Source organism: Neptuniibacter sp. 2_MG-2023 (assembly GCF_030547495.1).
In the GTDB taxonomy this organism is placed as follows: domain Bacteria; phylum Pseudomonadota; class Gammaproteobacteria; order Pseudomonadales; family Balneatricaceae; genus Neptuniibacter.
This window is the reverse complement of record NZ_JAUOQC010000014.1, coordinates 43,390-66,778: the sequence shown is the minus strand read 5'-3', so window position 1 is coordinate 66,778 and position 23,389 is coordinate 43,390. Positions and strand designations below refer to the sequence as shown.

Sequence of the window (23,389 nt, the reverse complement as noted above, 5' to 3'; positions counted from 1 at the left end):
ACTTATGACCCAACATCTAATCTTTTAATCAACAAGCTTATCGGCCATGATCTGGCCTAGTTCAGTCTGCGGCGTCCAGCTTAACTGCCGACCATACCCCAATAACTCTATCTGCAACACTAAATCGGCCTTCGGCAACATACCACGACCTTTGTCTGGCCATTCAACTAAACACAGCGCATCCTCATCAAAATAATCACGAATACCAAGGTACTCTAACTCTTCAGGATCCGATAAACGGTACAGATCGAAATGATAGATATGTTTACCATTAATTTCATAAGGCTCCACCAGCGTATAGGTAGGACTCTTAACCGAGCCTTGATGACCGGCCCCTCTAATAACACCACGACTTAAGGTGGTCTTACCCATACCCAAATCACCTAATAAAAAAACAACTCCCCCATTTTCTGTAGCTTGGGCTATTTTGTAACCAAAGGCGACCATGGAATCTTCATCAGGCAGCTCAATCCGATACTCTTTACTCATATTGACCATTTATCACTTTAGGAATCGTTAAAAAAAGATCGGACGCCAACATCCCAACCTCCCCTTGAGACTGAGCAATATAATCAGCGGCTGTCGCATGCACATAAACAGCGATACGGGCTGCATTTTCAGGGCTCATCTTTTGCGCCATAAATGCCCCGCAAATACCCGATAATACATCACCCATTCCGCCAACAGACATCCCTGGATTACCAGCAGAACACAAATAGCTCGCATCACCCGCCGACACCAGCGAACCAGCACCTTTTAAAACTACAGTGCCACCACAAACAGTCTGCAACCTTTCAACCGCATCAAAACGGTCCTGTTCTATATCATTCACGGTTTCACCCAGTAAGCGTGCAGCTTCGCCCGGATGGGGTGTACATAGCCATTTATTACGCTGCTTAAGCTCAAATTTACTAAATAAATTCTTACTTACCATCAAATTCAACGCATCCGCATCTAGCACCATAGGCTTACCAGCCTCTAACGCGGTTAAGAGCATCTGCTCAGCCCAAGCGTTCTGACCAAGCCCTGGTCCGACAACAATAACATCTACTTTATCGAGTAAAGGTTGCAGCTGGGCGCTTGAATCAACCCCTTTAACCATAATCTCTGGACAGCGACTTAACGAAGCCAGCACATGTTCAGAACGTGTAGCCAGTGTGACTAAACCAGCCCCACTTCGCATAGCGGCTTCTGAAGCTAATAGAGCAGCCCCGCCCATACCATGGTCTCCACCAACAACTAATAAGTGACCAAATCGTCCCTTATGGGATGACTTTGATCGAGGCGGCAAACACTCACCGAGATCCTCTTCTGTTGTTCTAAAAAGATTAACAGGAACCGCTTCATAAACCTCATCAGGTACCTTGAGATCATCAAACAACAGTGTTCCACAGTAATCAACCGCTTGTCCCGTCAACAGGCCCCGCTTCATGCCAATAAAGCTTATGGTTATATCAGCATGGACCGCCACACCCAAAACCCGTCCAGTGTCAGCACAAAGCCCTGAAGGAGTATCAACTGAAATAACAGCTTTAGAGGAAGCGTTAAACTGCTCAATCGCAGTGTAAAATAAACCACGAACCTTACCAGAAAGCCCTGTGCCTAACATAGCATCAACTAATAGGCCGCCACGAAAGCTCATACCTGGCCTATAAAGTTCATAGCTAGGATAGATCGCTTGCAGTTGCTCCCACGCAGATAACGCCTCACCTTTAAGCGCTAAAGGAAAGCGTTCATCTCCTACGCAAACCAGTTGGACATCAAGCCCTTTCTGTTTAGCGAGCAAGGCAACAACAAAACCATCCCCTCCATTATTACCAGCACCACAGACTATTGTAATTGCAGTTACATTTGGGAAACGATCTAGCATTTCAGCAAAAACAGCATGACCCGCCCGCTGCATAAGGCGGATACCCGGAATACCAAACTCATTGATTGCCGTACTATCCAGCACACGAGTTTGTTCCGCTGTGTATAATGTCGCCGGAAGAACCGCTCTGTTAACAGACATCGCTCGAACCAATTATTTATGTAACGTTATGTTTTTAGAACATTATGAGGAATCTTCCCCGTAAAGGGCAAGCCTGAATATATGCCAGATAAACCATCACATACACTAGCAACGCTCGCACAGAAGATAAAAAGCTGGGCAAAAGAGCTAGGTTTCCAACAATGCGGTATTACCGATTGCGATCTGAGTGCGGAAAGAGCCCATTATGAACAGTGGATCGAAGCGGGATATCACGGTGAGATGGGGTACCTCAACAATCATTTAGACAAACGATTCTCAGCTGATAGTTTACTCCCTGGAACGCAACGCATTATCTGCGTACGCATGGATTACCTTCCACCTGATACTGCAGCCGTAGACCTGCTTGATGATGGTAAACATGCTTATATCTCTCGTTACACTTTAGGTCGAGACTATCACAAGCTCATTCGTAAGCGTCTAACTCAGCTTGGTAAAAAAATAGATGATGAAGTAGGTGAAACAGTCTTTCGAGCCTTTGTTGACAGCGCCCCTCTATTGGAACGCCCTTTAGCTGAGAAAGCGGGTCTCGGCTGGCGTGGAAAACATACACTTATCCTTAACCGCGAAGCGGGTTCCATGTTTTTCTTGGGCGAACTTCTGATCGATCTTCCTCTTCCTATAGATCAACCCAGTACGGAAGAGCATTGCGGGAAATGCACGGCTTGTTTAGATGTATGCCCAACACAAGCCTTTCCCCAACCGCATCTGCTTGACGCACGAAAATGCATCTCTTATTTAACAATTGAGCTAAGCGGATCTATTCCAGAAGAACTCCGCCCCAAAATGGGTAATCGCATCTTTGGTTGTGATGATTGTCAATTGATCTGTCCTTGGAATCGATTTGCCGATTTCACTCACGAACAAGACTTCCATCCTCGACAAAAGTTAGACAAAAGCGAATTAATTGAGCTCTTCAACTGGGATGAACCCACATTCCTGAAAAAAACTGAAGGCTCCGCTATCCGTCGAACAGGCCATATTGGCTGGCTAAGAAACATTGCTGTTGCTTTAGGTAATAGTGATGGCGGGGAGAATGTTATTAACGCACTGAAAGCAAAGCTATCCCATAGTTCAGAGATCGTACAAGAACATAGCTTATGGGCTCTCAACAGGTTAGCGACTAAAAGGACTGAAGGGGCATTGCCAATCCACACCCACTCCCGTCGAAATAAGATCAAATTCTAAGAAAATAAATTTACAGCTTAATAAAGTGCTCTCGGTAATACTTCAGCTCATCAATAGAATCACGAATATCGTCTAAAGCTAAGTGAGAGCCTTTTTTAACAACACCAGCAGCAACTTCAGGTTTCCAGCGTTTAGCTAACTCTTTCAGCGAGCTGACATCCAAATTACGGTAATGGAAAAAAGCCTCTAATTCAGGCATATATTTATCAAGGAAACGGCGATCCTGACCTATACTATTACCGCACATGGGAGACTCACCCGCAGCCACATACTGCTTCAAGAATGCAATAGTTTCTTGTTCAGCCTGAGCCTCAGTGACAGAGCTATCTTTTACTCTCTGGGTTAATCCAGACTTACCATGCTGATTAGTGCACCACTCATCCATACCATCTAATAGTTGATCACTTTGATGAATAGCCAGCATAGGACCTTCAGCCAAAATATTCAGATCTGAATCCGTCACTACAGTCGCAATTTCAATAATTACATCATTTTTAGGATCCAAACCGGTCATTTCTAGATCAATCCAGATCAAATTGCCCTTATTTTCCATTAAAAACCTCCAAAGTTGACGCAGGCACTGCACTTTCCCTTAGAATACCTTACCTTGGGCAGGTAAACAGGCCTTATTATTCTATTAAAATCATAAAATCGGGGATATTTAGTGATTCAGCCGCTACTCTTTAAGAACATACAGCAACTAAAGGCGTGTCACTAACAGCCTATGACAAAACGTAAACTTACCCGCCGTCAAAGCTGGCGCATTCAAAAGATCCAAGACGAACGTACTGCTCGTGCGTCCAAAAAAGACTCCACAATTGAGCAACAGCTCGATAGTAGCGAGCTAGGCCCAGAACAACATGGGCTTATTATTTCCCACTTTGGCCGTACTGTAGATGTAGAAGCGTCTGAAGGTGAGCATAAGGGCGACATAATCCGCTGCCATATGCGTACAAATTTAGGCCAGCTCGTTACTGGCGATCGCGTTATCTGGCGTCAAGGTAAAGATACCGGAGTCGTCGTTGCCAAACTAGAGAGAAAGAGCGAACTACTTCGTCCTAACCCATACGGAGAGATGAAGCCTGTAGCCGCAAATATTGATTTTATCGTTATTACTGTAGCCGTAGAGCCAACGCCCCATGCAAATTTAATTGATCGCTACCTCGTTGCCGCAGAATTAAGTGGTATAGAACCGGTTATCTTGCTTAATAAAACCGATCTTCTTAATACTGAAAATCGAGATAAAATTGAAGCTATGCTGCAACGCTACCGAGATATAGGCTACGAAGTATTACTTGCGTCCACCTCAAAAGAGCAAGGGCTTGCAGAACTTAAAGCTAAACTTGACCAGAGAATCAGTGTATTCGTGGGCCAGTCAGGTGTAGGTAAATCCTCACTAATTAACGCACTCCTACCCGGTATAGACCTAAAAGTCGGCGATCTATCAGAACAAACCAAAAAAGGTCGACACACGACAACCACCGCCCGCTTATTTCACTTTCCCGATGGTGGCGACCTAATAGATTCCCCAGGCATCAGGGAATTTGGTTTATGGCACATTGAGTTAGATGACGTTATAAGTGGCTTCAGGGAGTTAAAACCACTTGCAGGTCTATGTAAATTCCGTGATTGTAATCACGAAAAAGAACCTGGGTGTGCGCTGAAAAGTGCGGTCGAAGATGGCACAATTAGCGAGCAACGCTGGAAAAGTTACAAATATATTCTTTGCTCTATTGAGGAGCAAAACAGTTAAATGCAGTTAGAATTATAAATAATCAGCGAACAAAGGCGTAGTATAAATGTCGAATTCTCCATACGGTGCAGAGTCTTGGGTTAGCTACCTAAAAGACCGTCCTTTGCCTGTAAGAAACAGTGTACTTCGCCGACTAAAACGCAAATTATGTGATGCTTCAGCCCCCTTACAAGACCTAAAAAAAATAATAAAGTCAGACCCTGTCCTCTCTTTACACATGGTACGCAAAGCCGCTGAACTCCATGATAAGGTCGACTCAAAAGTCACGAGCCTTGACCATGCGATTAACTCATTGGGGCTCGACAATATTTCAACGGTTTCCGAAACAATCACCCCGCTAAGGCTAAATCCTTCAAGCGTGGCGCAAAAAATGTACTTCCGTTACATATCTGTTAGCCACCATGCAGCCTCTCAAGCTCAAGCTTGGTTAGCGCGGAAAAGTACATTGTTTGCAGAAGAAACCTATCTGGCTTCTCTCTTTTATGGCGTAGGGCATTGGTTTCTCTGGCAACATGCTGCCTTACATATGAGCCAAATTCAGATAAAGATACGAGAGGAACAGATTGACGTAGTCTTGGCTGAAACCGACATTCTCGGCTGCACTGTGCAAGAGATATCCCGCGGTCTCATTGAGAGCTGGGGGATTTCAGAATTAGCTGTCACCAGCTTAGAGCATGAAACGTCACCCAATAAGAAAACCTTGGCACAACTCCATCAAAGAGCATTAGGCGATCCACGTTTAAGCGCAGAGAGCCTTCGCGAAATCAACCATCTAGTACAAGAGAAGTTTTTCCCTGTAAAACTATCCAACTGGATAGCATTAACGACAAGTTTCGGCTGGAACAGCACCAAATCAATGAAAATAATCGACATTATTAATGATTATTTAAAAGCTGAAATTGCAGAAACGATCAATAGTTTACATATTACCTGCGCCCATTCATCACGCACATTCCATGTAGCAGGTACTATGGCTCTCGCTGCAGAGATGCTATTACTTCCATCAAACGAAACGATCAACTACCACATATCGTCTAAAGAAGAAAAGCTACTTTGTAGTTTAATGCCAACCACCAGCCCCACTATTATCGAGCCTTCCCTTCCCAAAAAACTCAACACTTCAGTACCTAACACAACAACAAAACCCGAATTTTTAGACAAATTTCTTTATGACCAAATATCTGAACGGTTTTCAAAAGGGTACGATGCCTATACTCAACCTAAGCACATTCTACGCGCACTTACTCAGGGGTTAAGCAAAGGGCTAGGATTTAATCGTGTGGCTCTATTACTCATAAACCATAGAACTCACTCTCTCAAGACAGCACTTAGCGTTGGCTTTACCGATGAGCACCCTATCCATAACTTTAAATATGATCTTGAAGTCCCGAGTCTTTTTAAAAAGCTAAGAGATAAGCCTGCCTGCATCTGGATAAAGCCAACCAACAAAGAACAGCTGCTGCCGATGCTACCGGAAACTTATCACAACTGGGGAAGTCCCAACGGTTTCTTGCTCATGTCCATATTCTCCAACAAAGCACCACTCGCTATTATCCATGCAGATTATGATATGGCAGGCACCGAAATATCTGAATTTCATTATGAGCTATTCAAACACTTATGCTCTGCGGCAACCGCCAACTTACAAAAAATAAAAACCTAATTTCAATAATTACATCAGGTTGGTTTGTTATAAATATCCATATAACCCGCTTTCCAGCGCTAAACCAACCCAGTATTATCCTTTTTTCTAATCAGTTTTTGGAGCGACCACAATGACACTGCCCCTATTGATTGAGGCTTCTGAACTACATCAACACCTCAATAATCCAGATCTATTAATTGTCGATCTCTCTAGTGAAGAGAATTATTTAAAAGGGCACATTCCAAACGCTATTAATCTATCACCCTCCTCTTTACTCTCTGGACAGCCTCCCGTTCCGAACAAGCTGCCATCTAACGACCAACTCCAACAATTATGTAAGGCAATAGGCTTAACAGAGAAAAGCCTTGTAGTCGCATATGACGATCAGAAAGGAGCTTTGGCAGGCAGATTCATATGGAGTTTAAATGTTATTGGCCACAACAACTGCTCAATGCTTAATGGGCAGATAACAAGCTGGACAACAGAAGCATTTCCGCTTGAAACAACAGCAAATCAAGCAAAAGCATCTACTTACAAAATTAGTATCAACCCAAAACTAATCGCTGACGTCGAGTTTATAACCCAACATCTACAAGACCCGAATCTAGCTATATGGGATGCCCGAAGTTACCCAGAATATACTGGTGAAAAGGTGATCAATGCCGCAAAAGGAGGGCATATTCCAGGAGCACACCACTTTGAATGGACAGATTGCCTTATTAGCGAAGATAATCTTCGGATTAAATCGGCTAATACATTATTATCTGCACTTAAAGAACAGGGCATAACCCCAGAGAAAACAATCATTACACACTGCCAAACACATCGCCGCTCTGGCTTAACCTATTTCGTGGCACGCTACTTAGGTTTCAACGATGTTCGCTGCTACGATGGCTCATGGTTTGAATGGGGCAATCTACCTGAAACACCTGTGGAGAAATAATGAAAAAGCTAAAAGAGACGCTGTTTATTCTTTTTCAGCATATTGTACCTCAGCACCTTTTATCTAGGCTGGTCGGAAAAATCGCTGACAGTACAACCCCTTGGATAAAAAACAGCTTTATAAAGTGGTTTTGTAATAACTACCAGATCAATATGACGGAAGCTCAGGAAGAGATTGCCACAAACTACCCTAGTTTTAACGCTTTCTTTACCCGAGCGTTAAAAGATGATGTTCGACCTATTGACCAAACACCGGGGGTTATTACAAGTCCTGCCGATGGCGCATTTAGCCAATTAGGTAAAATCGAACATGGACGAATCTTTCAAGCTAAAGGACACGCTTACGGCTTAACCACCCTTTTAGGTGGTGACCACGAGATAGCCGCTCCTTTTATCGATGGCGAGTTTGCCACTATTTACCTCTCTCCACGGGACTACCACCGTGTACACATGCCTATTGCTGGCACACTAACCCACACAACCTATGTCCCTGGTGATCTATTCTCAGTAAACCAAACAACGGCGGCAGGGGTAGAACAGCTATTTGCTCGCAACGAAAGGCTGATTGCTCATTTTGAGACCGAACATGGCCCTATGGCAATGGTATTAGTAGGTGCAATGATTGTAGCTGGAATAGAGACGGTATGGTCAGGCCAAGAAGCACCCCGCCTAAAAGCGCCTGAACACAGATCATTCAAGAATGAAACAATCCCACCTATCAAGCTTGAGAAAGGCGCAGAAATGGGCCGTTTTAAACTAGGTTCAACGGTTATATTATTATTCGGTAAAGACAAAATCAGCTGGCAAACAGGTTTAGATGCAAACAGCCCCATAAAGCTGGGCGAAGCTATAGGTTCACAAAACAGCGAATCAAAGAATCTGAATTAAATAACCTTAAAATATGTCTGCTGTTCTCAACTATTTTTTGGCGTAGACTGAGCACCTTAAACGATTACCTACAGGTATAAGAGTTACAATGAACAACCTACTAACCTTACTTGAAGAGAAAAAGATTCAACTTAACGCCGATAAAACTCGCGTATTAAGTAGTAGCGGTAAAAAAACGCAGGTTGTTCCTCTTATCCACCAACGCGTCCTTTCCATTAAAGGTCCTGAGACTGAAAAATTCTTACAAGGGCAACTGAGCTGTGACGTTAACAACGCTTTCAAGACAGGCAGCTCACTAGGCTCACACTGCAACATCAAAGGGCATATGTTAAGCCTATTTCGTCTACTTAAAGCAGGCAGTGAAGAAGCCTGGCTACGTATGAGCCAGGATATTTTTGAAAGCGCGACGGCGAACCTGAAAAAATATATGATTTTTTCCAAAGCTGAAGCTCAAGAAATTAGTCATACAATCTCAGGAATAGGCTTAGTCGGCCCAGGCGCTCAAACACTCATAGAACGCTGGTTTGGAAATAGCCCAAGTGAAACAAATAGTATCATCTCATTAAGTAACGGCCTTATTGTACGTGTTCCTGGAGATCGTTTTGAAATATGGATGGACGATGATGCAGTAACAGAGATAGTACGTCAGTTACCGGAAGAGGTTGGGATTGGCTCAACTAATGACTGGATCCTCAGTGAGATAGATGCTGGTATCCCTGATCTTAGAGCTGAAACCCAAGAAGCCTTTATTCCTCAAATGACAAATTTCCAAGTTTTCGCTGGGATTAGCTTCACTAAAGGCTGCTATACAGGCCAAGAGATCATTACTCGCCTACAACATCGCGGACAGCTAAAAAAGCCTATGTATCTTGCAGAAGTATCGACTGATCAAGAGCCGCAAGTAGGAGAATCAATCTCAGCGCCCAATAAACCTAATGCGGGACGCGTTGTACTTTCCGCTCAATGCGGTGAAAATAGATACAGAATATTAGCCGTTATCGTGAAAAGTTTAGCTGAAGAGAGCGCTTTATCACTGCACAACCAAGCAGTAGAGTTAAAAACACTCCCTTACACATTAGATCCCAAGCTTTTTCTCCCCAAATAAAAGTGCTCAATTAAATACCAACAGTTGACCTTGCCGTCAAATAGCGAGACACTTCTCAGCATGGGATTAAACAACGCAAAGGGAGATGCGCGGGGATGAAGCGTACAACGAACACCCCGACCATACCATTACTACTTATCGGTATGACCGCGATACTTAGTATTCTGCTGCTTCTCTATATTCATGTCATCTCAAAAAGCACCAGCCAAAAATATGTTCCTTGGGTTGATGCCTCCATTGAAATAAAACTAGAAACCGCCCTAGCCCACCTTTGGTTCGAAGAGATTCTATCAGGTGATAGCGTTCGCTCCATCGACTCAGTCTATCATCACATCACTATGGCTAAGTGGTATGCCACAGCCATACTCGATGGTGGCAAAAATGATCAAGGCACCTATTACCCACTAAAAAATACAGAGCTAAGAGCCAAAGTTAATAAGCTACTCTACTCTTTACAAAAATTTCATAATACAACAACCGTTCGCTACCAATTTCCTGACAAAAATTCAAAATCAGATCAGCAATTCGATGCTCTATTTATTCAGATTATGGAAGACGCAGACCTGCTTGAAATCGAATTAAAACAACATATCGCATCTGAAAACCATTCACAAAATGCACTTTTATTTATGTTATTTATTGCGATATGCACTATGTGCTTTATTTCTGCTTATTCAGTTTGGCGCTTTACCGATAACAGAACACGTTATCTCAAACAATTATCCTCCGCCCATAATCAGATATCAGAACAATATACCCAGTTAAAAACCCTTGCCCATACAGACCAACTGACGGGAATCCCTAATAGAAAAATGCTAGAAACATTTGCTAATCAAGCGCTTAGCAAAGTAAACAGAGGGGATAAATGGCTCTCCGTAACCTTCATAGATTTAGACTTTTTCAAACCGATTAACGATCAGTTTGGTCACAATGTAGGCGATAAAGTTCTTGTTAACTTTACTAAGGCCATCAAAGCTCAATTAAGAGAGGGAGATATTTTATCTCGCTTAGCGGGCGATGAATTTATTCTTCTTATCGAAGCAGACAGTGAAACTCAGCTTCACGAATCACTAAATCGCATAATTTCACGTGTGCAACAGCAATTATTACAACCGATTTTAACAACACCAGTAGATATACATGTTAGATATAGTGCAGGATCCGCCGTCGCTCCAACAAACTCCACTGATTTTGAAACCCTAGTTCATTATGCTGACATTGCCATGTATGACAGCAAGAAAAATGGCCGCGGGCAGCATCATTACTACAGTGAGACAAACAGCTACCAAGAAGAGTTAGCACTTGAGATTACTAAACCTGAGGCGGGAGCTGCCAGGTTATAATCGAACGCTTATGCAGCCTAAGATATTCATTCGCTTGACTAAAGTGCCTGCAACCAAAAAAACCTCGGTAAGAAGAGAGCGGCGATGGATGCGGCGCCTTAAGCACTAAATGTCGATCTGTATCAATACAGCCCCCCTTCTTTTGCGCATAACTTCCCCACAAAAGAAAAACAACATGTTCACATCTATCATTGATAACTTGGATGATTTTATCAGTGAAATGCTCCCAGCCCTTGCCTTGATGAGAACCGGCTGCACCCTGCTCTACCGTCAGCACACTATTCAGCAACAGAACACCCTGCTTAGCCCAATTTTCTAGATAGCCATGGGAAACAGGCTCAACACCCAAATCGCTCTTTAACTCTTTATAAATATTTACCAATGAGGGAGGTATTTTCACCCCCGGCTGTACGGAAAAACACAAACCATGGGCCTGTCCAGGCTGATGGTAAGGGTCCTGCCCTAAAATAACGACTTTCACATCATCAAGCGGCGTTGATTCCAAAGCATGGAACCAATTAGACGAATGGGGATAGATCACCTTATGCAGGTCTTTCTGCTCTTGTAAAAACTGTTTCAACTTCTGCATATAGGGCTGATCGAACTCATCAGACAATACATTCTGCCAGCTTTTTGCACGCTCTAAGACCATAACCACCTATCCCCCACAATCTGTAAGTTGCTTACCTTTACGCATAGACGAATCCATAACCACACGGCCATGCCAAACCGAAAAATACCTGACTTTACCGGGCGCATGGGATACTACACCAGAAATAATAATGACCAAAAAATATATACTAGAATTCGGCTGTTCAAACCACCAAATCATCGTAGATAGCAAAAACAGCTTAATACCTATAGCCGTACCCCTAAGCTGTAAAAGCCAGATGCCATCGGTATAAATCTCCAAACCGCTCATCACCAGACCACTCACAACGGTGAGATAGAGAAACAACTGCCAAGACTCTATAGGCTGATGATACAAATAAGCGCCCGCCAATCCACAAACACCAACCAGATGCAAAGTACGGCTAAGAATACTTATCCAGCGTTTTCCAGGGATGATCCGTTTTTTTATAGGAAAGAGCCAAGCCATCATATCCCTCATTAAATAAAACAAAAGGCGGCAAACAACCACAAAAAAGCCCTCAACGAGGGCTTTTTAATCTTTTAAATAACAGACTTTAAATTATGTCCGTGGGCGCATGGCCGGAAACAGAATCACATCGCGAATTGAAGGCGAATCAGTAAATAGCATGACCAAACGGTCAATACCAATACCTTCCCCCGCAGTCGGTGGTAAGCCATATTCTAAAGCATTGATGTAGTCATCATCATAATGCATTGCTTCATCATCACCTGCATCTTTTTCTGCCACTTGAGCACTAAAGCGCTCTGCTTGATCTTCTGAGTCATTTAACTCGGAGAAACCATTAGCAAGCTCACGGCCGGCAACAAAGAACTCAAAGCGATCTGTTACAAATGGGTTATCATCGCTACGACGCGCAAGCGGTGAGACCTCAGTTGGGTATTCAGTAATAAAGGTCGGTTGCTGAAGGCGATGTTCAACCGTTTTCTCAAAGATTTCGATCTGAACTTTACCTAAGCCCCAACTATCTTTAACTGCAATATCTAAACGCTCAGCTATTTGACGCGCTGCATGATCATCAGCCAAAGCTTCAGCAGTAATATCTTCATTAAAATGCAAGATAGAATCAAACACACTTAAACGCTGAAACGGCTTAGCCATATCGTATTCAAAGGTTTCAAGGACTTCACCTTCATCATTACGAACCGTATTGATGATTGTTGTTGTACCTAACACCTCTTGTGCCACAGTGCGCAGCATATTTTCGGTTAGGTCCATCAGATCATGATAGTCGGCATAAGCCTGATAGAACTCAATCATAGTGAATTCTGGGTTATGACGCGTTGATAGACCTTCGTTACGGAAGTTACGGTTGATCTCAAAAACACGCTCAAAACCGCCCACAACCAAACGTTTCAAATAAAGCTCAGGCGCAATACGAAGATACATATCACGATCTAACGCGTTATGGTGGGTAATAAATGGGCGTGCCGTCGCTCCACCTGGAATAACCTGAAGCATTGGTGTTTCTGCTTCAATAAAACGACGTTCGGTAAGGAAGTTACGAATACCGGATACAATTTTAGAACGCATTTCAAACACGTTACGTGAATCTTGATTAGTAATCAGATCAACATAACGCTGACGGTAACGAATTTCGGTATCCTGCAAACCTTTATGTTTATCCGGTAGCGGACGTAGGTTTTTAGTTAATAACTGGTATTCACCCATATCTACATAAAGATCACCTTTACCTGACTTATGTAGTACACCCGTAACACCAATAATATCACCAAGATCTAAACGCTTAGCAAACTTACGCGCTTCTTTATTGACATAAAACTGCACACGGCCAGTCATATCTTGAATCACGCCAAATGCGCCACGATTAAGCATTACACGACCAGCAATACTAACGGTAATCGCTGCTTCTTCTAGCTCTTCCTTAGTCTTATCGCCATACTGATCTTGCAAATCCTGAGCGTAAGAATCACGACGGAAGTTATTTGGAAATGCATTCCCCTCTTCACGAAGCGCATTTAGTTTTTCTCGGCGCTCTGCAATCAGGCGGTTCTCATCTTGCTTCTGATTATTGTCAGACATCGGTGGTAAACCTTTAAATTTGTTAACTAATAGCCCTACCCGAAAGGAAGAACTTAGCGGTTACAGTTTAAGGCGCAAAACCTATCCCTGTAACAAACGCTATAACCTCAAGAGATCTGTTTACAAACCAGCTTTTAAACTCGCTTCAATAAATAGATCTAGATCGCCATCCAGTACCTTGTCACAGTTGGAACTCTGCACATTGGTACGTAGATCCTTGATACGCTGATCATCTAAAACGTAAGAACGAATCTGGCTACCCCAGCCAATATCCGCTTTTGAGTCTTCTAATTCTTGCGCTGCTTCACTGCGTTTTAACATCTCCATCTCATAGAGTTTTGCACGCAGCTGCTTCATACAAGTATCTTTGTTCTGGTGCTGTGAACGCTGGCTCTGACTCTGCACAACAATACCTGATGGTTCATGGGTAATACGTACAGCAGATTCCGTTCTGTTTACATGCTGTCCACCTGCACCCGAGGCACGGTAAACATCAACACGTAGATCAGCAGGGTTAATATCGATCTCTACGTTATCGTCAATCTCCGGCGAAACAAATACCGAAGAAAAGGAAGTATGACGGCGGCCACCAGAATCAAAAGGTGATTTACGTACTAAACGGTGTACACCCGTTTCTGTACGAAGCCAACCAAATGCATATTCACCTTGAAAGCGAATCGTAGCAGATTTAATCCCTGCCACATCACCCGCTGAGCACTCTAACAATTCAGTTTTAAAGCCTTTATCTTCGCCCCAGCGAAGATACATTCGCAACATCATCTCAGCCCAGTCTTGAGCTTCTGTGCCACCAGAACCTGACTGAATATCCAGAAAGGCATTATTAGGATCCGCTTCACCAGAAAACATACGACGAAATTCAAGTTTCTGTAGACGTTCCATCATGGCCGCCACATCATTTTCGACTTCACCGACCGTATCTTCATCATCTTCTTCGACGGCCATATCCAGCAGGTCACGGGTATCTTCAACACCCGCAGTCAGATCGTCAATTGTTTCAACAACCATCTCAAGTGCTGAACGTTCTTTACCAAGCTGTTGAGCATTTTCTGGATTATCCCAAATAGCGGGATCTTCTAGCTCACGAGTCACCTCTTCTAGGCGCTCTTTTTTACCTTCATAATCAAGAAAACCGCGCAATTCGTTCGCGCGTTCGCTAATATCTTTTAAGGCATTGAGAATCGGGTTAATTTCCATGATAAAAATCGTAGACGGCCGTTTGAAAAAGTGCGGTATTTTATCGAAATTAAGCGTATAACACTACCAATTTCGACCCTATCTACGCTTTAATTGCCTTTAAAATGAAATTCTCGACTCAAACTAGCATCACACAGAAACAAAGATTTAGAATAAGTTTATTCAGTAACTACGGAATCAAAGATGCTTAGTAAAACCATCCTATTACTCTGCACACTTATTTTTACACCCCATCTATATGCGTCTACAGGCGGCACTCCCCTAATATTGTCTGATATGACCGGATCAATTTTTGGTATTTTGGCACTGATTATTTTTGTTATCGGTTATATTTTTGTACTCGGTGAAGAGTTTATCCACCTTCGAAAATCAAAACCGATTATGGTGGCGGCAGGATTGATATGGTTATTAACAGGTATCGCCTACTCTCTTAGTGGCGACGAATTCACAGCGGGATTAGCCGTAAAGCAATACATTCTCGAATATGCCGAGCTATTTCTATTTCTATTAGCCGCTATGACATTTATCACAACAATGGAGGAGCGCTTAGTGTTCGCAGCCCTCCGATCTTGGCTTGTTGTGCAAAGCTTCTCCTTAAGAAAGATCTATTGGATTACGGGTCTACTCGCATTTTTTATCTCACCTATAGCTGACAACCTTTCAACGGCATTACTCATGGGGGCTGTCGTGCTAGCCGTGGGTAATTCATACCATCATTTTGTTACTGTCGGTTGTATCAATATTGTTATTGCCGCCAATGCAGGAGGGGCATTCAGCCCGTTCGGTGATATTACAACACTTATGGTTTGGCAAAAGGGGCTGGTTCAATTTGAGGAGTTTTTACTACTTTTCTTCCCTGCATTAATTACTTGGTTTATACCTGCACTCATTATGAATAGAGTGATTGAGGATGGGCCACCATCCGGCGAAACAAACCTCCTTCATATGAAGAAAGGAGCTATTACAATTATCTTTATTTTCCTCTTCACAATTATTCTGTCCGTACTGTCGCACAGCATTTTACACTTGCCTCCCGTACTCGGCATGATGACTGGGTTAGGGATACTGAAATTATTTGGCTTCTACATCAGTAAACAAGCCCCCATCGTCCAAGAACAAGGGCATATTCACAACTTTCAAGCCGAAAATATGCAAAGCCACGAACAGAGCAAAGGCGATAACGCAGATGTGATCCGCCGTTTCAATATATTCAAAGTTGTTGAGCGCTCCTCATGGGATACACTTATGTTTTTCTATGGCGTCGTACTTTGTGTAGGCGGGCTCGCGACGTTAGGCTACCTTACACTCCTATCTGAATTTATGTATAACGGCTTAGGTGCCACAACGGCCAATATACTCGTAGGGGTCGCCTCAGCATTGATAGATAACATTCCTGTTATGTTTGCAGTATTGAGCATGGAACCCGATATGAACGTACAGCAGTGGTTACTCGTCACACTGACTGCTGGCATTGGTGGTTCACTTCTTTCTGTAGGTTCAGCAGCAGGGATAGCGCTCATGGGACAAGCTCAAGGGGTTTACACTTTTATGAGCCATCTGAAGTGGAGTTGGGCAATATTGATCGGTTATAGCTTTGGTATATTAACCCACCTGTATATTAGCGGGTTAATATAGGAAGCATCCATAACGCATAACAATCAACGTCAAAGCATATCAAACTCAGCGAGGACCTGTTGTGACCATTGCTCAACCCGTGCAAGGGTCTCACCATGCTGACAATCTTCATCGATTGCCAAACCAACAAACTGACGACCATCTTCAGTTAACGCTTTAGATGCATCAAAACTATAGCCTTCAATAGGCCAGTACCCGACCATCTCAGCACCTTGTGCTTTCAGAAGATCGTGGAGTAATCCCATCGCATCAAGAAACCATTCGCCGTAACCAATTTGATCGCCCAAACCAAATACAGCGCAGGTCTTACCTGCAACATTAGCGTTTTCTACAATCTCCCACAAATCAGCCCAATCTTCCTGCAATTCCCCAAAATCCCAAGTAGGGATGCCTAAAATAAGATATTGATAATCAGAGAGACCGTCTAAACCATCCGCTGCAATATCGATCCGATCAATTTTATCAAACCCTATATTTTCAGCGATAAGATCCGCAACGCTTTCAGTATTCCCCGTTGTCGAACCATAAAAAAGACCAATCGGTGCTGCCATTCTTTATACCTTACCCCAAATAAACAAAAAGCAGCCCTTGGCTGCTTTTATAAATGATAACAAATTACTTATTAAAAGCATCGAAAGCAGAATGTGCAATCTCTTCAATTTCCATTCTTGCATCTTGTAAAGCTTTCAAATTTTGATCACTAGCGCTTTTAATTGTTGTTTCCAAATCTCGTGCATAACTCTTTTGAAGATCAACAAGGTCGGTAGGCGACTGGCATCTCTGCATCTCTTGTGTCTGCTGTATAGTGGCTTCAATACAAGATTTAGTACACGCCATCTGCTGCCGAGTTAGCTCCTCCAACATTTTCGTTTGTATATTAACCAGTTCTCTAAAAGGCTCTATTGAATCTGATATTTTCTTATTCATGTCTTGGAACATAACAACTTCCTCTACCCTACCGCCAGAAGCACAACAATTTAACGCCGTTTATAATTCACATAATGTACGCATGATTTATTTCTTTAATCACTTATAATAAAGCACTCTATCATTGAAATGGCAAAGCTTATCTTGCCCTTATGATACCAAATAACAATATTAAGGATGTAGAAAATGCGCCTATTACACACTATGTTACGTGTCACAGATTTACAAAAATCAATAGACTTCTACACCAATATATTAGGAATGCAGCTTTTACGCAGCAAGGATTACCCTGAAGGTCGTTTCTCCCTTACCTTTTTAGGCTACGGTGACGAATCTGAGACCACAGCATTAGAATTAACTCATAATTGGGACACTGATAGTTATGATTTAGGTAATGCTTATGGTCATATCGCGATTGAAGTGGATGATGTATACAAAGCCTGCGAAAAAATAAAAAGTAAGGGCGGTGAGATCGTTCGTGAAGCTGGACCTATGAAAAACAGCACAACCATACTTGCCTTCGCAAAAGACCCCGATGGCTACATGATTGAGCTACTCGACAAAACACGGAACGACTAAGTCTCCCCCTCCAAACAGATGTAAAACATCAACTCTGCAGCGATCAGCCTTATCGCTGCAGAGAATACCTTTTACACCGATAAGAAACGCCGAGCAATCCCACCTCACTGACACTCCTCCTAACGGACCAAAACCTGCATTTAAGCACCCCTCAAATACCGAAAAGCCTTAATCATCGGTAATTACACCCTTACTTTTAGACGTGGATCATTATCAGGACAATAGCAACGATGTATATTAGAATCTACTAAACAACAAGGGCCGCGATTTTATAAATTGCATATAAAATTCACCTTTATCTTCATAAGATATGAAAATTTGTCTTCAATAGGGTTATAATTACCCACCTCTCTCGAATCCTAACGACATTTAAAGTGAGCGATACTCGATGAAGAAACAAATCCTTTTAGCTGCAGGTTTGATGCTAAGCATTAGCACAACCCAACTAATAGCGGCTGATCTAGGCAAAGGCACGATAGCTTTTGACAACAAAGATTACACTACTGCGTTTAATGAGCTGAATTCGTTGGCTAAAGAAGGCAACCAAGATGCTATGAACATGGTTGGCCAAATGTATGAAAATGGCTGGGGCGTTGATAAAGACATTAAAAAAGCCCGCCGTTTTTATAGCCGCGGTGCAGCTTTAGGTCATATGGGCTCCGTTAACAGCCTGCGAGCCTTAAAAAACCAAGAATACAAAAAAGAACTGGTTACAGTCCTACCTGCTGCAGAAGCGGGAGATGCTACAGCACAAAACCGTCTAGGAGAGATGGCGGAATTTGGCTACGGCATGAAACGAGATCCAAATTTAGCAATTCAGTGGTATAAACAAGCCGCTGACCAAGGCTTAATTGCTGCACAACATAATATTGGACGCTGCTACAATTTTGGCACGGGCGTAGAGCAGGACTTTGCCGAAGCTGAACATTGGTATCGTAAAGCTGCAGAACAAGGCCACACCGATGCAATGTTCTTTTTAGGTACTCTTTACTCCAATAATCATGGGGCACAAGCTGACCAGAACACTAACGTTTTAGCTTACGCATGGATGCATAATGCAGCAGAGCTTGGTAATCGCACAGCGGTGGCTATCGAGAAACGCCTAGTTATGAAGCTGAATGAAAGTGAATTAAGCGATGCAAAACAATTAGCGGCAACTTACCGCCAAGAGTACGTCGGCAAATAAACTTCATATCGACTTATTCGATAAAGGCGATCTTATGATCGCCTTTATTATTTTATAAGACCCTATTTACTTTAAAGAAGCGCTAAGCTGATTTTATTTCATTCAAGATCACTATTGATTGATGATATAATGATCAACTAACACTGATAGATACCCCCTTGATAAACAGGTACGATCTTTCACCCCAAGCCGCCACCCTTATAAGATGAATAAACCTTATGAATAGCGTGAAAACGCCCTCTACAGCTATGTTAAATATACCTTCTAATCGTACACGCAAAGCAGCAGTAGTTATCTTTGCAGCAAGCTTGTTTATCTATAGTTTGTATTGGCTAAACACCTATGAATCCAACAAGCTTATGTGGCTTATGTTTATCGGCGGACTGCTAGGCCTTTCTCTTTATCATGCGTCATTTGGCTTCACTACAGCTTGGCGCAACTTCATCATCAACCGTCGAGGTCGCGGTCTAAGAGCGCAGATGATTATGCTCGCCGTGACGGTATGCCTGTTCTTCCCTGCATTAAATGCAGGTGAGCTTTTTGGCGAAGAGGTTAGAGGTTATATCCGCCCATTGGGCTCTTCAGTCCTTATCGGCGCATTTATCTTCGGTATTGGTATGCAACTAGGTAACGGCTGCGCATCGGGCAACCTTTATCATGCAGGCGGTGGTCAAGTACGCGCTATACCAAGCATGATCGGCTTTGTAATAGGCGGATTATGGGCAACAGCAGACTATGAATGGTGGATGGAACTTCCCCAGTTCACCCCTATATCCCTAATTGAAAAAACCGGTGTTAGTGCTGCCATCATCTTAAACCTCGCCCTGTTTGCTGCAATTTCAGGGCTTACTATCTGGTTAGAGAAACGCACCCACGGGGAGATAGAAAAAGATAACCCATTAGCCGACACCAATCATTGGCGGCGCTACCTACAAGGCCCATGGCCTTTTATTTGGGGAGCACTCGCTTTAGCATTTTTGAACTTCGCCACACTGGCACTAACCGGCCGCCCATGGGCCGTTGCAGTAGCCTATCCGCTTTGGGGTGCAAAACTTGCGATGCTTCTCGAAATGGAACTAGAATTCGATTTTTGGACTTACTGGCTACAACCGGGAAGAGAAACAGCTCTAAGCCAACCCCTTACCAGCGATATTAATTCAGTAATGAACGCGGGTGTATTACTCGGTGCCTTTTTTGCCGCAGCAATAGCGGGTAAATTTTCCTTCGAGTGGCGCTTACCTTTGTTACATTGGGTCGCAGCCATTTTAGGTGGATTGATGCTAGGTTATGGCGCTACTATAGCCTTTGGCTGTAATATTGGCGCCTATTTTGGCGGCATAGCCTCTGGTAGCTTACATGGCTGGCTATGGTTGATTGCAGCCTTTGCGGGGAGTTATATAGGCAGTCACCTACGCCCCTTGTTTAAATTAGATAAAAAAACATCAATGCGTAGCTCGTGTTAAAAACACTTATCATTTTTAAATAATTAAGATTAAAGCGGTCCCCGATGTCACGTTCATTTAAAGAAACATATTCCGATATAAAAGTTGCCAGCCCAATCAAACGTTTAGGCGCTTTTGTCTATGACATGATGCTGATTATCGCGTTACTTATGGTTTCCACCGGTATTATCACTATGGGATTTAATCAGGGAGAGTCCGTCCAAGGCCCCCTCTTCCAATCCTTCCTTTTTATTTTGGTCTACCTGTTTTTATCTTTTTTCTGGATGAGAAACGGCCAAACATTAGGCATGCTTGCCTGGCGTTTACGGGTGCAAACCACAGAAGGAGAGCGCCTGAATGCAAAGCAATGCTTACTTCGATATATCGTAGGTATACTCTCCCTATTGGCGGGAGGTGCAGGATTTTTATGGATGTTCATCAACAAACAAAAAATGACATGGCACGACATAGCCTCAGGCACTCATGTTATTGAACTACCTAAGCGCGCTAAGATTTTAGAATAAACATGAATAAGCTGTGGCTTAGCTAAACAATCCACAGCTCATAAGTGAGTTACTTAGCTCTATTAAGTAACCAAAAACCAAGCCCAATACAGATCAGAATCGGCAACAACACAGCAACTAAAGGCGAAAACCCAAACACGGCACTGGTTGGCCCTAAAACATCTTGGCTTAGCTTAAAGGTCAAACCTACAATAATACCGGTTATCAAGCGCTGCCCTAATGTAACACTGCGCAAAGGACCAAAAATAAAAGACACTGCAACAATAACTAAGGCAAAAATAGCAACTGGAAGTAATAACTTACTCCAGAAAGCAACACGATATTGCGAAGAAGCTAATCCCTGCTCATCCAGATAATCCCCGTAAGAAAGTAGCCCAGCCATAGATAAATTGGTCGGTTCAATCATCACAACTTTAAGCAATTCAGGTGTCAAACCGCTCGGCCAAACCTCTTCTTTAAGTATGGATGTTTCCAACTGTGCCGTAGCTGGGTCACTGTCATCAACCCTGTTTGGAAAACGAGTTTCTTTAATATCCGATAGTAACCAATCTTTGCCATCATAACGTGCCTCTTTTGCAAAACTAGCACGTGCCAAGGTCAAGTCGTCATTAAATTCATAACGGGTCAAGCCACGTACAGAGCCATCAGGGATAACCGCATTAATATGCAAGAAGGTCATCTCATCTCTATGCCAAACATGGCTTGCATCACTAATCGCTGAATTCCCTGTAAGCATCACCTGACGATGGCTTTGCGCACTCTGCTCACTTTGTGGCACAACGAACTCACCCAAACTTAAGGCCATCACAATAATCAGCAGTACAGGTTTCATCACAGACAAGATAATGCCGAATGTTGAAATACCAGCCGCCCGCATAACCGTCAGCTCTGAACTAGAGGCCAAAATACCTAACCCTAACAAACACCCAATTAAGCTAGACAGAGGAATAAATTCATAGAAACGACGCGGCGCTGTTAACATAATGTACTTAAGTGCGGCAGCAAAGGTATAGTCGCCCGCAACGTCTTTCATCTCTTCGACTAACGCGAAAAGCATATCCAAACCAGCAACCACTAAAAGAACAATTAGAAAGCCCCCCAGCACATGACGGGCTACATAAAGGTCTAAAATTTTCATGAGCTCTTTTTCCAAGGCAGACGAATCGTCGGTAGAGGTATCTGGTTATATAACCGACTCCAGAACGCACCAAACAAAATCATATTGAAAGCAAAGGCCGCAAACACAAGGTGTACTAACCAGATCATAATAGGTGAACTCTGTCCCTCACCCACCTCACTCGTAATGCTACTAAGAACCGAGATGTAAACTAAATAGATAAGGATAGAGGGCACCAAACGGGCAAAGCGCCCTTGTCTAGGATTCACACGACTCAAAGGCACAGCCAAAAGCGTTACAACAATAGCTAATACAGGCAAAGATAAGCGCCAATTTAATTGCGCACGATATTTTGGCTCATCTGAATTCCAAAGTACCGATGTTGGCAAGGCTTCAATTTTATCATACCGAATTTCATTATCTTTCCGCGCGATTTCGCTACCATACTTCTGGAACCCTAACTCAACAAAATCACCAGAACCGGGCGAACCTTCATAACGAAAACCATCTTCCAAGACAACAAAACGCTGATCTCGTTCTTTATCAAGTAATGTATCACCACTAGCGGCCAAGGTGACTCGCGTACGGTTGTTACTTTTATTCTTATCGGAGATAAACGTCATACCGAGCAAACCATCGTTTGTAACGGAATCTGTATAAGTAACTCGCGCACTGCTATTTTGACGCTGAAAACGCCCCGGCACTAAGCTCTCCAACTCACTGCGACTTTCCTGCTCATCAAAAATCTTATTTGTTTCTGATGCACCATAAGGCGATATAAAAATGGCTAAGACGCCCACAATCAAAGCAACAAGCAACGCAGGCCCCATAGAGTAACCGATTAAGCGTCGGCGGCTCATTCCACAAGCCTCTAACACGGTCATCTCACTTTCAAGATAAAGACGTCCATAGCCCAACAAAAAGCCTAAAAATAAACCTAAAGGCAAGATTAGCTCAAGGAAACCAGGCAAACGATAAAAGATAAGGGAAAATAGAACATTAGGATCTAACTCACCAACAGCCGCTTTCGATAAATACCGAACAAAGCGCCCACTCATAATAATAAACAGCAGCACAGAACTCACAGCAAGCATGCTGAACAAAACTTCACGTGCTAAATAGCGAAAAACGATCACTCTATGTCCTTAATGAAAACTGTTACTGACCCAAAAATGG

General features: G+C 43.1%; 23 protein-coding genes. 12 read left to right on the top strand and 11 right to left on the bottom strand.

What is annotated here, in order from left to right:
- Positions 1-24 precede the first annotated feature (24 nt).
- Both tsaE and Q4486_RS13225 read right to left on the bottom strand, forming a co-directional pair.
- The gene (tsaE, locus tag Q4486_RS13230) at positions 25-489 is read right to left on the bottom strand and encodes a tRNA (adenosine(37)-N6)-threonylcarbamoyltransferase complex ATPase subunit type 1 TsaE (protein WP_303519744.1); all 465 of its coding nucleotides are present in this window, start codon (positions 487-489) and stop codon (positions 25-27) included.
- Complete coding sequence (locus Q4486_RS13225; RefSeq protein ID WP_303519743.1) at positions 482-2,011, bottom strand: NAD(P)H-hydrate dehydratase; 1,530 nt, start codon at positions 2,009-2,011, stop codon at positions 482-484. The genes tsaE and Q4486_RS13225 overlap by 8 nt, the downstream gene beginning before the upstream one ends.
- A gap of 81 nt (positions 2,012-2,092) precedes the next feature.
- Here Q4486_RS13225 and queG point away from each other — a divergent pair, with 81 nt between their 5' ends.
- On the top strand, positions 2,093-3,217 hold the full coding sequence (queG, locus tag Q4486_RS13220) for a tRNA epoxyqueuosine(34) reductase QueG (protein ID WP_303519741.1): 1,125 nt from the start codon (positions 2,093-2,095) through the stop codon (positions 3,215-3,217).
- A 10-nt stretch (positions 3,218-3,227) separates the two neighbouring features.
- On the opposite strand, the gene orn is transcribed toward queG, so the two are convergent.
- Positions 3,228-3,770 carry an oligoribonuclease gene (gene orn / locus Q4486_RS13215; RefSeq protein WP_303418868.1) on the bottom strand — a complete coding sequence of 181 codons (543 nt, stop codon included), beginning with the start codon at positions 3,768-3,770 and terminating at the stop codon, positions 3,228-3,230.
- A gap of 171 nt (positions 3,771-3,941) precedes the next feature.
- On the opposite strand from orn, the gene rsgA reads away from it, so the two are divergent.
- The 6 genes from rsgA (at position 3,942) to Q4486_RS13185 (ending at position 10,893) form a co-directional block, all read left to right on the top strand.
- Positions 3,942-4,970 (top strand): small ribosomal subunit biogenesis GTPase RsgA, encoded by a 1,029-nt coding sequence (gene rsgA / locus Q4486_RS13210; RefSeq protein WP_303418871.1) that lies wholly within the window; start codon positions 3,942-3,944, stop codon positions 4,968-4,970.
- A gap of 46 nt (positions 4,971-5,016) precedes the next feature.
- Positions 5,017-6,633, top strand: a complete 1,617-nt coding sequence (locus Q4486_RS13205) for an HDOD domain-containing protein (protein WP_303519740.1) — start codon at positions 5,017-5,019, stop codon at positions 6,631-6,633.
- Positions 6,634-6,745: 112 nt separating this feature from the next.
- Positions 6,746-7,558: a sulfurtransferase gene (locus Q4486_RS13200; RefSeq protein ID WP_303519738.1), complete on the top strand. Its 813-nt coding sequence runs from the start codon at positions 6,746-6,748 to the stop codon at positions 7,556-7,558.
- Entirely contained in the window at positions 7,558-8,445 is an 888-nt protein-coding gene (asd, locus tag Q4486_RS13195) for an archaetidylserine decarboxylase (RefSeq protein WP_303418879.1), read from the top strand. Before Q4486_RS13200 ends, asd begins: the two co-directional genes overlap by 1 nt.
- Before the next feature lie 88 nt (positions 8,446-8,533).
- A complete protein-coding gene (locus tag Q4486_RS13190; protein WP_303519736.1) occupies positions 8,534-9,550 on the top strand; it encodes a folate-binding protein YgfZ in 1,017 nt (338 codons plus the stop codon).
- A gap of 95 nt (positions 9,551-9,645) precedes the next feature.
- Positions 9,646-10,893 (top strand): GGDEF domain-containing protein, encoded by a 1,248-nt coding sequence (locus tag Q4486_RS13185; protein WP_303519733.1) that lies wholly within the window; start codon positions 9,646-9,648, stop codon positions 10,891-10,893.
- Here the strand turns inward: Q4486_RS13185 and ung are convergent.
- The 4 genes from ung to prfB all read right to left on the bottom strand — a co-directional run bounded on the left by ung (position 10,862) and on the right by prfB (position 14,803).
- Positions 10,862-11,545, bottom strand: a complete 684-nt coding sequence (ung, locus tag Q4486_RS13180; RefSeq protein ID WP_303519731.1) for a uracil-DNA glycosylase — start codon at positions 11,543-11,545, stop codon at positions 10,862-10,864. The genes Q4486_RS13185 and ung overlap by 32 nt on opposite strands.
- A gap of 6 nt (positions 11,546-11,551) precedes the next feature.
- The gene (locus tag Q4486_RS13175; RefSeq protein ID WP_303418889.1) at positions 11,552-11,995 is read right to left on the bottom strand and encodes a hypothetical protein; all 444 of its coding nucleotides are present in this window, start codon (positions 11,993-11,995) and stop codon (positions 11,552-11,554) included.
- Between the two features lie 90 nt (positions 11,996-12,085).
- Entirely contained in the window at positions 12,086-13,588 is a 1,503-nt protein-coding gene (lysS, locus tag Q4486_RS13170) for a lysine--tRNA ligase (protein WP_303418892.1), read from the bottom strand.
- Positions 13,589-13,708: 120 nt separating this feature from the next.
- Complete coding sequence (gene prfB, locus Q4486_RS13165; RefSeq protein WP_303418894.1) at positions 13,709-14,803, bottom strand: peptide chain release factor 2; 1,095 nt, start codon at positions 14,801-14,803, stop codon at positions 13,709-13,711.
- Between the two features lie 183 nt (positions 14,804-14,986).
- Between prfB and nhaD the strand changes: the two genes are divergently transcribed.
- A complete protein-coding gene (gene nhaD, locus Q4486_RS13160) occupies positions 14,987-16,438 on the top strand; it encodes a sodium:proton antiporter NhaD (protein ID WP_303519730.1) in 1,452 nt (483 codons plus the stop codon).
- A gap of 29 nt (positions 16,439-16,467) precedes the next feature.
- Here nhaD and fldB read toward each other — a convergent pair whose 3' ends face one another.
- Together fldB and Q4486_RS13150 are read right to left on the bottom strand one after the other, a co-directional pair.
- Positions 16,468-16,989, bottom strand: coding sequence for a flavodoxin FldB (gene fldB / locus Q4486_RS13155; RefSeq protein WP_303418900.1), 522 nt, complete (start codon positions 16,987-16,989; stop codon positions 16,468-16,470).
- A gap of 64 nt (positions 16,990-17,053) precedes the next feature.
- Entirely contained in the window at positions 17,054-17,377 is a 324-nt protein-coding gene (locus tag Q4486_RS13150) for a phasin family protein (protein WP_303519729.1), read from the bottom strand.
- 174 nt (positions 17,378-17,551) lie between these two features.
- Here Q4486_RS13150 and gloA point away from each other — a divergent pair, with 174 nt between their 5' ends.
- The 4 genes from gloA to Q4486_RS13130 all read left to right on the top strand — a co-directional run bounded on the left by gloA (position 17,552) and on the right by Q4486_RS13130 (position 21,096).
- A complete protein-coding gene (gene gloA, locus Q4486_RS13145) occupies positions 17,552-17,944 on the top strand; it encodes a lactoylglutathione lyase (RefSeq protein WP_067865885.1) in 393 nt (130 codons plus the stop codon).
- Between the two features lie 388 nt (positions 17,945-18,332).
- Positions 18,333-19,130 carry a tetratricopeptide repeat protein gene (locus Q4486_RS13140; protein WP_303418907.1) on the top strand — a complete coding sequence of 266 codons (798 nt, stop codon included), beginning with the start codon at positions 18,333-18,335 and terminating at the stop codon, positions 19,128-19,130.
- A gap of 218 nt (positions 19,131-19,348) precedes the next feature.
- Positions 19,349-20,593, top strand: coding sequence for a YeeE/YedE family protein (locus Q4486_RS13135; protein ID WP_303519728.1), 1,245 nt, complete (start codon positions 19,349-19,351; stop codon positions 20,591-20,593).
- A gap of 44 nt (positions 20,594-20,637) precedes the next feature.
- A complete protein-coding gene (locus Q4486_RS13130) occupies positions 20,638-21,096 on the top strand; it encodes an RDD family protein (RefSeq protein ID WP_303519726.1) in 459 nt (152 codons plus the stop codon).
- A 49-nt stretch (positions 21,097-21,145) separates the two neighbouring features.
- On the opposite strand, the gene lptG is transcribed toward Q4486_RS13130, so the two are convergent.
- Together lptG and lptF are read right to left on the bottom strand one after the other, a co-directional pair.
- Positions 21,146-22,234, bottom strand: coding sequence for an LPS export ABC transporter permease LptG (lptG, locus tag Q4486_RS13125; protein ID WP_303519724.1), 1,089 nt, complete (start codon positions 22,232-22,234; stop codon positions 21,146-21,148).
- Positions 22,231-23,349 carry an LPS export ABC transporter permease LptF gene (gene lptF / locus Q4486_RS13120; RefSeq protein ID WP_303418917.1) on the bottom strand — a complete coding sequence of 373 codons (1,119 nt, stop codon included), beginning with the start codon at positions 23,347-23,349 and terminating at the stop codon, positions 22,231-22,233. The genes lptG and lptF overlap by 4 nt, the downstream gene beginning before the upstream one ends.
- Positions 23,350-23,389: the final 40 nt, after the last annotated feature.